This is a genomic window from Arthrobacter sulfonylureivorans, assembly GCF_022637435.1.
GTDB classification, from domain to species: domain Bacteria; phylum Actinomycetota; class Actinomycetes; order Actinomycetales; family Micrococcaceae; genus Crystallibacter; species Crystallibacter sulfonylureivorans.
The window spans coordinates 232437-246159 of sequence record NZ_CP093326.1; the positions used below are offsets into that span (position 1 = coordinate 232437).

The 13723-nt window shown below is 68.4% G+C and carries 10 protein-coding genes; 8 read left to right on the forward strand and 2 right to left on the reverse strand.

Annotated elements, in window-relative coordinates; genetic code table 11:
• Positions 1-9: 9 nt before the first annotated feature.
• Complete coding sequence (locus MNQ99_RS01145; protein WP_422387543.1) at positions 10-1110, reverse strand: ABC transporter permease; 1101 nt, start codon at positions 1108-1110, stop codon at positions 10-12.
• Between the two features lie 175 nt (positions 1111-1285).
• Here MNQ99_RS01145 and MNQ99_RS01150 point away from each other — a divergent pair, with 175 nt between their 5' ends.
• The 5 genes from MNQ99_RS01150 (at position 1286) to MNQ99_RS01170 (ending at position 8419) form a co-directional block, all read left to right on the forward strand.
• Positions 1286-2722 (forward strand): sensor histidine kinase, encoded by a 1437-nt coding sequence (locus MNQ99_RS01150; protein WP_241914125.1) that lies wholly within the window; start codon positions 1286-1288, stop codon positions 2720-2722.
• The gene (locus tag MNQ99_RS01155) at positions 2719-3378 is read left to right on the forward strand and encodes a response regulator (protein WP_127514063.1); all 660 of its coding nucleotides are present in this window, start codon (positions 2719-2721) and stop codon (positions 3376-3378) included. Before MNQ99_RS01150 ends, MNQ99_RS01155 begins: the two co-directional genes overlap by 4 nt.
• Before the next feature lie 110 nt (positions 3379-3488).
• Entirely contained in the window at positions 3489-4313 is an 825-nt protein-coding gene (locus MNQ99_RS01160; protein WP_127514061.1) for a fumarylacetoacetate hydrolase family protein, read from the forward strand.
• Positions 4314-4351: 38 nt separating this feature from the next.
• Complete coding sequence (locus MNQ99_RS01165; protein WP_241914126.1) at positions 4352-7222, forward strand: helix-turn-helix transcriptional regulator; 2871 nt, start codon at positions 4352-4354, stop codon at positions 7220-7222.
• Between the two features lie 81 nt (positions 7223-7303).
• Positions 7304-8419 carry a zinc-dependent alcohol dehydrogenase family protein gene (locus tag MNQ99_RS01170; protein WP_241914127.1) on the forward strand — a complete coding sequence of 372 codons (1116 nt, stop codon included), beginning with the start codon at positions 7304-7306 and terminating at the stop codon, positions 8417-8419.
• 78 nt (positions 8420-8497) lie between these two features.
• Here the strand turns inward: MNQ99_RS01170 and MNQ99_RS01175 are convergent, their stop codons facing one another.
• On the reverse strand, positions 8498-9439 hold the full coding sequence (locus tag MNQ99_RS01175; protein WP_241914128.1) for a 2-dehydropantoate 2-reductase: 942 nt from the start codon (positions 9437-9439) through the stop codon (positions 8498-8500).
• A 407-nt stretch (positions 9440-9846) separates the two neighbouring features.
• On the opposite strand from MNQ99_RS01175, the gene MNQ99_RS01180 reads away from it, so the two are divergent.
• From MNQ99_RS01180 to MNQ99_RS01190, 3 genes are all read left to right on the forward strand, one after another.
• On the forward strand, positions 9847-11529 hold the full coding sequence (locus tag MNQ99_RS01180) for an ABC-F family ATP-binding cassette domain-containing protein (RefSeq protein WP_241914129.1): 1683 nt from the start codon (positions 9847-9849) through the stop codon (positions 11527-11529).
• A 64-nt stretch (positions 11530-11593) separates the two neighbouring features.
• On the forward strand, positions 11594-12748 hold the full coding sequence (locus MNQ99_RS01185) for an MFS transporter (RefSeq protein WP_241915436.1): 1155 nt from the start codon (positions 11594-11596) through the stop codon (positions 12746-12748).
• Positions 12749-12874: 126 nt separating this feature from the next.
• Positions 12875-13693, forward strand: a complete 819-nt coding sequence (locus tag MNQ99_RS01190; RefSeq protein ID WP_277883578.1) for a class I SAM-dependent methyltransferase — start codon at positions 12875-12877, stop codon at positions 13691-13693.
• Positions 13694-13723 lie beyond the last annotated feature (30 nt).

Consider the following 13723-nt stretch of genomic DNA (forward strand, 5'->3'; position numbering starts at 1 on the left):
GGAAGGGTGTCAGCTGCCGCCGAGTGCCGTCAACGGGTCCACCCGTGTCACCCGGCGGACCGCCAGCACGGCACCGGCCATGCCCAGGATCACGATTCCGGCGATGGGCAGCAGGGTGCTGGCCGGGGTCAGCAGGAACGGCGCGGCCTGGGAAGCGAAGACCCCGCCAAGGATCCCGGCGCCGCCGCCGGCAGCTGCGCCGCAGGCCAGGACCACCAAGGCCTGCGTCAACGCGTCGCGGAGCAGGTAGGCGTCCGAACCGCCCATGGCTTTGAGTACGGCGATGTCGCGCGTGCGCTGAATAGTCCAGACAGTCAGGAAGGCCACGATGACCAGCGCGGAAATGCCGTAGAGGAAGCCCTGCATCAGCATCAGCGACCCGTTTTCGCTCTTGTAAGAGCCCAAGGCCTGGAAGGCGCCGGCGACCGAGGTGGTGGTGGTGCCGGCGGTCTCATTGGCGGCAGTCGCGGCTTCTCCGGACGGATCGCCGTCGGACAGCTGAGCGGCAATAGCGGTGGCGATCGGGCCGTCGGCGGCCCCGGCGTCGTTGATGTGGCTGACCTGCTGCCACTTGGCCAGCGATGTCCACACCACCGGCGTGTGGGAGTACCACTGGTCGTCGACCACGTTGGAGACCTCCAGATCCCGTCCGGCCAGTTGGACTGTGTCGCCCACGTGCACGCCCAGGTCCTCGGCTGCTGTCCGGCTCAGCACCAGGGAAGTGTCGGTCACGGGTGCGGGCGCCAGCGCACCGCCGGGTACGACGCCGAAAACTGCCACATTGGTGCTGCCGGTTGCACTCAACCGGCTCTGGCTCACGCCGAAGGCCTCCGCACGTTCCACGCCGGGCGCTTGCTGCCAGGCGTGCAACTGCTCCTGGTTGATCTGGGACTCCGTGAACGAAGCGGCGGGGCTATTGCCCGCGGCCGAGCCGAAGACGACGGCGTTGGCGTCGGAGCCGAGCTGCCGGATGGCGGACACGGATTGGTTTCCCAGCCCGGCGGTGAGCCCGGACAGCATCACCAGCAGCAACGTAATCAGGGCCACCACGGTACCCATGAGGAGGAAGCGGCCCTTTGCGAACCGGATATCCCGAAGTGCCAGGAACACGATTGGTCCTACTTTCATTGCTTGAGTGCCCCGGTTTACGGGCTGGTTCCAGCGTCCCGCGCAGGGCGTGCGCGCGCATCCGGTTGGTGGTTGATCTGCGCCCAGCCGAAGGTTGATCTGCCGGTCAACCGATCGGTTGATGCCCGCGGTATTGAACCTCGGTACGCTGAGGACCATGCCTGCCCAGCCCCGTCCGCAAGACCGAACCGGTGCACCGCGGAACGGGAACGGCCGGACCGGAGCAGCGGAGGCATCCCCGGCGGAGGCATCGCCGGCGGAGGCGATGCGAGAGGAAGCCGCTCCTGCCGGCCAACTGGTGCTCAGGATCCTGCGCGTGGGCCTGCACGTCGGCTTTGCCGGCCTGCTTGCCATCGCGATCGCCGCGACGCTGGCCGCGGATCCGGCCAGTCCAGCCAGTTATCTGGCCGCCGCCCTGGGGGCCCTGCTGGCGGTGGTGTACGTGGCCGGGACGGTCTGGGAGAAACGCCGCAGTGCCGCCGGAACCGGTCAGGACCTCCAGCGTTATGCCCCGTGGTGGCTGGCCCTGGTCACGCTGCTGTGGACCTGCCTGGTGCTGCTGAGCGGAAACTTCGTCTGGCTGGCCTTCCCGCTGTTTTTCCTCCATCTGCACATCTTGCGCACCGGACACGCTGTGGTCGCCGTCGCCGTCCTCACCGGCCTGGTGATCGCCTCCCAGTGGTGGCACGCCGGCAGGCTGGAGGCGGCCATGCTGATCGGACCGGTAGTCGGGGCGGTGTTCGCCGTGTTCATGGGGATGGCCTATCGGGCGCTGTACCTGGACGCGCGGAACCAGCGACTGGCCCTCGCGGAGCTGCGGCGGACCCGAGCGGAGCTGGCCAGGTCCCAGCACGAAGCCGGTGTGCTGGCCGAGCGCGGCCGGCTGGCCAGCGAAATCCACGACACGTTGGCCCAGGGCCTTTCCAGCATTGTGCTGCTGTCCCGTGGCGCCGCCGGCGCGCTGGACGCCGGGCAGCGGGACACCGCGGCGGAACGGATCCGGCTGGTGCAGTCCACCGCGGCCGACAACCTGGCGGAGGCCCGGCGGTTTGTCCGCGGCCTGTCCTCACCCCAGCTCGACGCGCAGCCCGGCGCTCAACTCGACCCCCAGCCCGGCGCCCAGCTCGACGCTCAGCTCGGCGCACAGCCCGGCGGTACCAGTGCGCTGGTGTCCAGCCTGCAGCGGCTGTGCGAGGCGACGGAAAGCCAGGCCGCCGCGTCCGGCCGCCCGTTGCGCTGCCGCTTCGTGCTGGACGGCGGACCGTTCCCACTGCCGCCGGCCTGCGAGGTGCTGCTGCTGCGGGCCTGCCAGGCGAGCCTGGCCAACGTGGTGGAACACGCGGGGGCCAGCACCGCCGTCGTCACGTTGGGCTTCTTGGAGGGCGAGGTCACCGTGGACATTTACGACGACGGCGCTGGCTTCGATCCCTCGGCCGCCGGTCCGCGGGAGGACGGCACCGGGTTCGGGCTGCGCTCGCTGGCCGAGCGGGCCGCCGCGCTGGGCGGCACGATGGCGGTTGAATCGGCGCCCGGGGAGGGCACCGTGGTGGCCGTCCGCCTGCCGTTGTCCGATGCCGGACGGGAACGGCCGTGAACGGGATCAGGATCCTGCTGGTGGATGACCATCCGGTGGTCCGCGCCGGCCTGCGCGCCATGCTGACGGACTTCGACGGCATCGCGGTAGCCGCCGAGGCGTCGGACGGCGCGGCCGCCCTGCGCGAACTGGACCGGCTGGACGGCTTGCGCGAACCGGTGGATCTGGTCCTGATGGACCTGCAGATGGGAGCCGGGATGGACGGCGTGACCGCCACGGCCAAGATCACCGGGCGCGCCGCCGAGGGGAAATCGGCGCCGCCGGTGCTGATCCTGACCACCTATGACACCGACGCGGACATCCTGGCGGCGGTGGAGGCCGGTGCCAGCGGCTACATGCTCAAGGATGCCCCGCCGGAACAGATCCGCGAGGCGGTGCTGGCCGCCGCGGCGGGCCGCACCGCGCTGGCGCCGGAAGTCGCCGCCCGCCTGATGGGCCGGATCCGCAGTCCCCAGCCTGCCCTGAGCGCACGCGAGGTGGAACTGCTGGAGCTGCTGGCCACCGGGATGGGCAACCGTGCCATCGCCCGGCAGCTGTACATCTCCGAGGCAACGGTCAAGACCCACCTGGTCCACATCTACGCGAAGCTGGGCGTGGAGAACCGGACGGCCGCGATTGCCGAGGCGGTCAAACGGCGCATCATCAGGACCCCCTGAGCGCAATCTTCCGGCTGGCGGTGGCGCCAGCGTATATCGTGCAAAGGGGCGGCTTCCATGGCCGCCAACAGCTAACGACGGCGGCGCACGGCTGCCGCGAGGAGGTACAGATGCGTCTGGGAACAGTACGGCGGAACGGGACCACGCAGGCGTTCCGGCAGGACGGGGACACCACGGTCTACCTGCCGGCCAAGGACGTGGGCGAGCTGCTGCAGCGCGATGACTGGCGCACCCTTTCCGGCGAACCGGGCCCGGCGCCCCAGCACGCGGAGCTGGAAATGCCGATCCTGCGCCCCGGCAAGATCCTGTGCGCGGGCCTGAACTACTACGCTCATGCCGAAGAAGTGGGCCAGGAAGTCCCGAAGTACCCCACCATCTTCACCAAGTACGCCAACGCGCTCGTCGGTCCGACCGACGATGTGGTGTTGCCCGCGGCCAGCACAAAGATCGACTGGGAGGCCGAGCTGACCGTGGTGATCGGTTCCCGGGTCCGGCAGGCCGACGAGGCCGTCGCCCGCGCGGCGATCGCCGGCTACACGGTGATGAACGACGTCTCGGTCCGCGACTGGCAGGGCCGCACCTCGGAGTGGTTCCAGGGCAAGAACTGGGACCGGATGACTCCGGTGGGCCCCGTCGTCGTCACGGCGGATGAGCTGGATCCGGAGGCCGGGCTGGCGGTGGAATGCGAGCTGGACGGGGTCACCAAGCAGTCGGGCAACACCTCGGACCTGATTTTCTCTTGCGCCAAGCTGGTGTCCTACGTCAGCGAGTTCATGACCCTGGAGCCCGGCGATCTGCTGGCCACCGGGACCCCCGCGGGGGTGGGACTGGCGCGGAAACCGCGGGAGTGGATCCCCGCCGGCGCACAGATGGTCACCCGGATCGAGGGGATCGGCGAGCTGCGCAACCACTGCGTGCCGGAAGTGAAAGGCTAAACGTCGCATTTGCCGGACCCGCAGCTTAGGATCAAGGCGTGACACAAACCCGGCTGTACGGGCGTGAGGATGAGGTGGCGCAGTGGCGCGACCTCGCCACTGCCGTGGAAGCCGGCCATAGCATTGAACTGACGGTCAGCGGCCCGTCCGGCATTGGCAAGACCACGGTGCTGGAAACGCTGTGCGCGGATGCCTCCTCGCGCGGCTGGAAGCTGCTGCGCGCCGCCGGCGCCGCCCGTCGCTCGTTGCCCGGCTCCATGTTCTGGCAGTGGTTCGCGCCGCTGGCCCAGCAGATGCCGGACCACGGTCCGCCCTTCGACGGGCAGGGCCGGGTGCTGCATGCGTTCCTGACCTCCGCCGGCGGTCCGCTGCACAAGGACGCGCTCACCTACTCCGCGTCCTGGGTGCTGCGCTCGCTGGCCCAGGAGGCCCCGGTGATCGCCATGGTGGACGATGCCCAGTGGCTGGATGACCTTTCGCTGCAGTCGCTCTCGGACATGGGAGTCCTGCTCATCGGGGCGCCGCTGCTGATCGTGCGCGGCGTGCGTACCGGCCAGGGCTCCGAACGCGGTGACGGGATCCGCACGGACACGCTGTTGCTGGATGGGCGCGACGGCGGTGCCCGGCACGGTGCGGCCGGCCACAGCGCGGCCGGCGAAGGCGCCTCCCGCCCCGGCGGGCGGGTGCACTGGCCGTTGGAACCGCTGGACCGCCGGGCGGTGGCCGAGTGGGCAGCCCATCGGACGCCCGGCGTGGATCCCGCAGAGGCGGCACGCATCCATGCGGCGGCGGGAGGGATGCCGTTCTACGTTGAAGAGATCCTGGAGGGCGGTGTCGAGGTCGGTACTGATAGGGCCAGCGCCGAAACCGCCGTGCTGGAATTCCGCCTCGACCGGCTATCGCTGGAAGAGCGGACGGTGCTGGATGCCGTCGTCGTGCTGGGGGAGGACGCCAGCCAGCAGCTGCTGGCACGGATGACCGGGCTGCCCACAGAGGCCATCGCCCCGGTGCTGAAACGGCTGGCCGCGGAGCGGTTCCTGAGTTCGCTGCGCCCCCGGCCGCGAATCCAGCATGCGCTGGTGGCCGAGGCAGTGCTCGCCACACTGGATCCGGAACGCCGGGCTGAGCTGCACGGCCTGGCGGCGACCGCCTTGCGGGCGCAGGGGAGCGACCCCGCCGTCGTCGCGGGCCACCTGCTGGCCACCGAGCCCGGCACTGATCCCGCTGCCGCCGAAATCCTGCTTGACGCCGCCAACGGCGCCCGCCGCTCCGGCTCGTGGGAGCTTGCCGTCCGGTTGACCGGGCGGGCGCTGGCCGAAGAGGGGCTGCCGGCCGAGCTGCAGCGGAGGATCCTGATTGAAGCCTCGCTGGCATATCAGGCGGCCGACCGTATCAAACAGGCAGCGGAGTTCGGGCGCCGGGCGCTGGCGATGACCGAGGGCACGAGGGCGCGGGTAGAGCTGTTGGTGGATTTTGCCGAGGCGCAGTACGCCCTCAACCGGGTGGAGGAGAGTTCGCGCTGCTTCAGCCAGGCGCTGAAGGAACTGGAGAACGACGCCGAACCGGACACCGAACTCAGGCGCCGCGTCATTGCGCAGGCCACCGGGGCGGGCTTCCAGCAGCTGCAGTTTGCGTCGCAATACGGCCAGGAGTTGGCGGACATCCTGGCCCAGGATCCCGCCGAGGACGGCCCCAGCGACCGCATGCTGCTCATCCAGGAGGCCCTGCGGCTGAGCGTGACCGGCACGGATGCCAAGCGCAGCGGTGAACTGGCCCTGCGCGGTTATGCCGGCGGAAAGCTACTGGCGGAGGTCGGCGCGGAATCCAACATCATTAACTATGCAACGGGTGCGCTCAACGGCTCGGAACAGGATGCCGCCGCGTTGGAGCTGCTGGATGCAGCAATCGCCGAGGCGCGGGCCAACTCGTCACCGATGGCCAACGCCACGCTGAGCTACTGTCGCGGAGCCATCCACCTCAACCGGGGACGGCTGCGGCTGGCCCAGATGGATCTGGAAACCGCCATGCAGGCGGCGGACACCGGCTGGCGAACGTACTTGGAAGTGGCCTGCGTTACGCTGGCCGAGATCTATATTGCCCGGGACGATCTTGCCGCCGCCGACGCCCTGTTGAAGCGTGTGCCGCTGGATGAAGAACGCGTGCCGCTGGTCCAAGCCATGGCCCTGCAACTGCACGGTGTGGTCACCGCCGGGCACGGTGAGCACCTTCAGGCCCTTGAGTTCTTCTCCGCAGCGATGGATTTGGACGTGGGGTTGGGCCCAACGTTGAGCCTGTGGAAGCGCAGCACCATCGAATCTGCCGCCCGCGCCGGACAGACCGAATACGCCGCCGCGGTTGCCGCGGAGCTGCTGCAGGAGGTTCGGTCCTTCGGCGCTCCCCGACTGACCGGCACGGCACTTCGGCTCGCCGCGCTGGCCCAGCCCGGCCGAACCACCGTCGTCATGCTGCGTGAGGCCATCGCGCTGTTGGAGGCGCATGAAGGCCGTTACCAGCTGGCTCTTGCGTTGGCGGACCTGGCGGAGACGTGCCTGCAGTCCACACAGGCCGACGACCTGCAGGTGTTCCGCACCGAGGCCCTGGCGGCCGCCCGGAAGTCCTTGGTGCTGGCGAACCGGATCGGGGCCGCCGCGGTGGCACGCCGCATGACGCGGCTGCTGGCCCAGCAGGACTCGCAGCTGCCGTTGATCGCGGAGAACAAGGCGGACCGGCTGACGCCCGCCGAGTACCGGGTCTGCGCGCTGGCGGCTAAAGGACTCACCAACCGCAAGATCGCCGCCGAACTGTTCATCACCATCAAGGCCGTGGAATGGCACCTGTCCCGCTCCTTCGCGAAGCTGGAAATCAGCTCCCGCAAGGCCCTGCCCACGGTGATGGACCCCCAGGACTGACGGCAGCCCGCGCGAACATGCTGCCGGCGGACCGCTCAACCGACAACGCCACCAGACAAACCACCTGATAAAGGAGGGCACATGCGAGTTTCCGTACTTCATGCGGCGGGCCTGCCTCGTCCATACAGCGAATCCAAGCCGCTTGTCATCGAAGACCTCGACACGCCGATGCCCAGACGAGGCGAGGTGGGCGTCGACATCACCTATTCCAGCCTGTGCCATTCGGACCTCTCCGTCGTCGACGGCAGCCGGGTGCGCCCCTTGCCCATGGCCCTCGGCCATGAAGCCGTGGGCCGCATCGCCAGCATCGGGGAAGGCGTGGACGACGTGAGGATCGGTGATCGCGTTGTGTTGGTGTTCGTGCCCAGTTGTGGGCACTGCCGCACCTGTCTGGCCGGCCGGCCCGCACTGTGCGATCGGGCCGCCGAGGCGAACGGCAGCGGCGACCTGCTGCACGGGGAGGCGCTGCTCCGATCTGCCGACGGCGGGAGGATCAACCACCATCTCGGCGTCTCCGCGTTTTCGGATCACGCCGTGGTCGCCCGGGAGTCAGTTGTGGTGATCGACGAGAACGTACCGGATGAGGTTGCGGCCATGTTTGGGTGTGCTGTCCTGACCGGCATGGGAGCGGTGATCAACACGGCGCGGGTTGAAGCCGGGCAGTCGGTGGCCGTTTTTGGCCTCGGGGCTGTGGGACTGGCATCGGTTATGGCCGCCCGGATTTCGGGGGCATCGGACGTCATTGCGATTGATCCGAATACTGCGAAGCATGCCTTGGCACTGAAGGCGGGTGCCACCGCGGTGGGGACGCCGGAAGAAGCGGCCGCGCTGGCAGCGATGGCGGCCGGCGGCGGCGTAGACGTTGCCATCGAAGCCGCCGGTTCCGGCCGTGTGCTGGCCGGCTGCCTGGAGGTCACCCATCGGGGAGGCGCCGTGGTGGCCGTTGGCCTCCCGCACCCCTCCCAGGAGCTCAGCGTGCCGGCGCTGCAATTCGCCGGCATGGGAAAACGCCTCCTCGGATCCTATATGGGGGATGCGGTCCCGACGCGGGACATTCCCCGTTACCTCGGGTACTGGCGGGAGGGTCGGCTCCCGGTGGAACTGCTGCACACGGACACCTGCCCGCTGGACCAGATCAACGAGGGACTCGACGCCCTGGCTCAAGGGCAGGTTGTCCGGCGGCTCTTCAGGGCCTGAGAGTGGGTTCGAACCGAACGCATTTCCTCATCGGGTGCCGCAGTGGCCTGCACGTAGCCGTCACCGCTCAGTATCGTTTTATGCGGATGCCTCTGCCTGAGGCGTTTGCTTACTCCGCTCCAAGGCGCGGTGGTGGGTACGCATTTGGAGCAGCGTAGCGTCGAGCAGAGGTGTTGCGACGAGGAGTTTCCGAGCGCGGGCGGCGAGGCCTCCGAGAATGTGCTCGGACTCAACCGGATCACCGTGCTGGAGGTCCCGGTAGAGCGACGATGTGAAAGACGAGCCCGGTACGGTGAGCAGGCCAATGCTTTGGGCGTGGCTCGCGGGGCTGACGGCGTGACCGGCGACTCGGGCGATCTCTTCTGTCTCGGCGATCGCCCGGAGGATATGGTCCTCGCCGCCAGCGGCGATGATATCCCCGATATTGCCGCGGAAGAGGCAGGTGATGACCCCGGCAGAGGCGATGAATGCCCATTTTTCCCACAGCCGCGTCAGAACATCATCATCGACGGTGAGCTCGATGCCGGGAACATTGAGCGCTTCTCGGATCTCATCCTTCAACGTCGAACCGTCAAGGGTGCCGACCGTCATCGTGCACAGCGGGGTCATCTGCAGGACCGCGCCCGCCTCGTCGAGGGTCGCGACGATCTTGACGAGGCCGCCCAGGACCTGGCCGGGGTATGCCGTCTGAAGGGCATCGAGGTGGTCCAATCCGTTCAACACAGGCAGAATCATCGTCTTCGGCCCAATCGCCGGAGCAGCAGTGATGAGCACCTCGGCAAGGGCGGGAGCCTTCACGGCAACGATGAGTAGGTCGTAGTAGTCACCGGCCTCGATCGCTGTGACTGCATTCGCATGCAGGGTGCGGCGGCCGTCTGTCGCGTCCAAGGTCAGGCCATCGCGCGTGAGCACTTCCGCGCGGCGTTCGCGGACGAGGAAAGTTACATCACGCCGGGCTTCGATGAGGCGGGCGCCATAGCCGCCACCAGTCGCCCCGGCTCCGGCGATCAAGATTCTCATGGGGCTCCTTGTGCGTTGTGCGCTGACGATGCCGATCAGGGCTCACGACCATTGTTGCGCAGACGCTGCTCGTCCCACTTCTTCACGTGCCGCTCAGTTCTCGGCAAAACATCGCACCAGACGTTGCCTGCTGCTGCCGGCCTCCAGTAAGGACCGATCCACCCTAGGGTTTTCTAACTAGGGTGGATTGATCTGGAATACGCCCGCGTCCTCGACCATGATTGAAGGTGTCAGCAACCGGAACGGGAGACCGAACCGGAGGCGGCGGCATTGGGATCCGAGTTGGGGGACCTGCCTGCGGGCGGTGGATCCAGATGCCGCACACGAAATGGCTCGAAGTGAGTTGGCTAATGGGGAGGCCTGACTTTGAGCCATTTCGTATGCCCGGGCCATGACAGACTGGTTCCGTGGCCCATCTCGACGTCTCCAACATTGACTACTTCCTCTCCGACGGCCGCCAGTTGCTCAACGGCGTCGGCTTCAAGGTCGGCGACGGCGCCAAAACGGCCCTGATCGGTCCCAACGGCACCGGCAAGACCACGTTGTTGCGGATCATCGCCGGGGACGTTGCCCCGGACGACGGCGCCGTGGCCCGCTCGGGCAGCATGGGCATCATGCGCCAGTTCGTCGGCCAGGTCCGCGACCAGACCACCGTCCGGGACCTGCTGGTCGGCGCCGCGCCGCCGGCCCTGGCCGCCGCCGCCCGCGCCGTGGACGAGGCGGAGCTGGCCATGATGGAGCACGACGACGAGCCCACCCAGATGCGCTACGCCCAGGCGATCGCGGATTGGGGCGATGCCGGCGGCTACGAGCAGGAGACGGTCTGGGACGAGGTCACCATGGCCTCGCTGGGCGTGCCCTTCGACCGGGCGCAGTACCGCAACGCATCCACCCTGTCCGGCGGCGAACAGAAGCGGCTGGTGCTGGAGGCACTCTTCTCCGGACCGGACGAACTGCTGCTGCTGGACGAGCCGGACAACTACCTGGACGTTCCCGGCAAGCGCTGGCTGGAGGAGAAGCTGCGCGAGTCGCGGAAGTCCGTGCTGTTCGTCAGCCACGACCGTGAGCTGCTGGCCAACGCGGCCACCCGGATCGTCACTCTGGAGCCGGGCGCCCTCGGTGCCACCGCGTGGATCCACGGCGGCGGCTTCGAAAGCTACCTGCAGGCCCGCGATGACCGGAACGCGCGGTTCGAGGAACTGCGCAAGCGGTGGGACGAGGAGCACGCCAAGCTCAAAGAGCTGGTGAACATGTACAAGAACAAGGCCGCCTTCCGGTCCGACATGGCCAACCGCTACCACGCCGCCACCACCCGGCTGCAAAAGTTCCTCGAGGCCGGTCCGCCCGAAGCCGTTCCGATCGAGCAGAATGTGCAGATGCGGCTTAAGGGCGGCCGCACCGCCAAACGGGCAGTGGTGGCCGGCAAGCTGGAGCTCACCGGGCTGATGAAGCCGTTCAGCACCGAGATCTGGTTCGGCGACCGCGTCGGGGTGCTGGGGTCCAACGGCTCCGGCAAGTCCCACTTCCTGCGCCTGCTCGCCGGCGGCGGCACCGACCCGGAGAAGGAGCACCTGCCGGTCTCGGAGGTCCGCATTGCCGACGTGCCGCACACCGGCTCGGTCAAACTCGGTGCACGGATCCGCCCCGGTTTCTTCGCCCAGACCCACGTGCGGCCGGACCTGCTGGGCAAGTCCCTGGTGGACATCCTGCACCGCGGCGACGACCACCGCTCCGGCCTCGGACGCGAAGCCGCCGCCGCCGTGCTGGACCGCTACGGCCTGGCCCGGCAGGCGGAGCAGCTGTATGACTCGCTCTCCGGCGGCCAGCAGGCCCGGCTGCAGATCCTGCTGCTGGAGCTGTCCGGCGCCACCCTGCTGCTGCTCGACGAGCCCACCGACAACCTGGACCTGCACTCCGCCGAGGCACTGGAGCGGGCCATCGACGCCTTCGAAGGCACGGTGCTGGCGGTGACCCACGACCGTTGGTTCGCGCGCAGCTTCGACCGGTTCCTCGTCTTCGGTTCCGACGGCAAGGTCTACGAAAGCGACACCCCGGTCTGGGACGAGGAACGTGTTGTCCGGAACCGCTGAGCCCAAAGGTCGGGCGAGCAAAACGGCGCGCCGTCCTTCCGGCGGGCCGCCCCGCGAAGCGACGCTGGCGAAATACGCCACCTTCGCCATCTTCGCGCTGAACGGTCTGGTCTTCGCCAGCTGGGCCGCCCGGATCCCCGCGGCCGCGGCAACGCTGAACATCAGCGCCGGCCAAATCGGCGCCCTGCTGCTGGCACTCGGGCTCGGCTCGGTCATCTCACTTCCACTGGCCGGACCGGTCGCGGCACGGATCGGCACCGCCAACACCGTCCGCGCCGGCGGACTGATTGCCGCGGTCAGCGGCGCGGGACTGGCCGGCGCGCTTGCGGCCGGATCGGTCCCGGGCGCTGCCGCCGCGCTGTTCTGCTACGGCATCGGCGTGGCCTGGTGGGACGTGGCGCAGAACATCGAGGGCGCGGATGTGGAGCGGAAGCTGCTGCGCACCATCATGCCGCAGTTCCATGCCGCCTTCAGCCTCGGCGCCTTTACCGGGGCCATGCTCGGCGCCTGGCTCTCCGTGCTCGGCGTCTCGCTGTCCGTCCATTTGGCGGTGCTGGCGGCGGTGGTGGCGGTCGCCACCTGGCTGGTGCCGCGGGCCTTCCTGCCGCACCTTAAGCGCCATGAGGACGACGGCGGTGCTCACCGCGGGCGGTTCGCCGCCTGGCGCGAACCAAGGACGGTGCTGATCGGCGTCGTCGTCCTCGGTGCCGCCCTAACCGAAGGTGCCGCCAACGACTGGATCGCGCAGGCCACCGTCGTCGGGCTTGATGCCAGCGAAGCCATGGGCGCCGTGATGTTCGGCGTCTTCGTGGCCGCCATGACGCTGCTGCGCTTTGCCGGCGGCCGATTCATCGACCGCTGGGGCCGGGTGGCCGTGCTGCGGATCAGCCTGGGCACCGCCCTGGCCGGCCTGCTGCTCTTCGTCTTGGCGCCGAACCTGCCGTTGGCCTTCGCCGGAGCGGTGCTCTGGGGTGCCGGCGCAGCCCTGGGCTTCCCGATGGGCATGTCCGCGGCCGCGGGCGATCCCGTCCGCGCCGCCGAGCGCGTCTCCGTCGTCTCCACCCTGGGCTACGTGGCCTTCTTGGCCGGTCCGCCCTTCCTCGGTTTCCTCGGCGAACATGTCGGCATCCGCAACGCCCTGCTCGCCGTCGGCGTCCTCATGGTGGCCTCGCTACTGACCGCCCCCGCCGCCCGGGAGCAGCGGCATCCTCGGAATTAAAGGGCGGCGGTCAGAGAGATGCCGCTTCCAGTAGATGCCCGGACCGCCGTCACTAGAAATTAATCGGGCTCACATCCATCCTTGTAGAACCACTGACGGAGGCCTCAACAGCAGGAGGCAATGGCAATGAGTAATCCATCAGTTAATTCGGGGATCAAAGCAAAGCACCGGGCCATGTGGGCACTCGGCGACTATCCCGCCGTCGCCACGGAGGTGATTCCCGCCCTGGGCACCGCTCTGGTCGAGGCAAGCGGCATACAACAGGGCGACCGCGTTTTGGACGTTGCGGCGGGGTCCGGCAATGCGGCCATCCCGGCGGCGCAGGCTGGGGCACAGGTCACCGCAGCAGATCTCACTCCCGAACTGTTCGAGCAGGGGCGCCGGTTGGCCGAACATGCAGGTGTTTCCGTGGACTGGCAGGAGGCCGATGCAGAGGACCTTCCGTTCGGCGACGATTCCTTCGATGCCGCGATCTCCTGCGTGGGGATCATGTTCGCTCCCAACCATCAGGCCAGTGCCGACGAACTGGTCCGGGTGCTGCGGCCCGGAGGCACTATCGCCCTTTCCAACTGGACACCGGAAGGCTTCGTAGGGCAGATGTTTGCGGCGATGAAGCCGTACGCACCTCCGCCGCCTGCGGGTGCACAGCCGCCGCCGCTCTGGGGCAACGAGGAGCACGTGGTGGACTTGCTCGGCGACCGGGCCAGCGACGTTGTGGCCCGGCGCGAAAAGCTGACGGTCGACAGGTTCGGCTCCGCTGAGGAATTCCACGACTTTTTCAAGGCCTGCTACGGCCCCACGATCAACACGTACCGGAACATCGCGGAGGATCCTGACCGGGTCCAGGCCCTCGATCAGGACCTCGTCGAACTGGCCCGCCGGCACGATCTCGGCGGCGGCACGATGGAGTGGGAGTACCTGCTGTTCACAGCCCGCAAGAGGTGACTGCGCTGGAAGCGGTGAGGAATGCTGCAT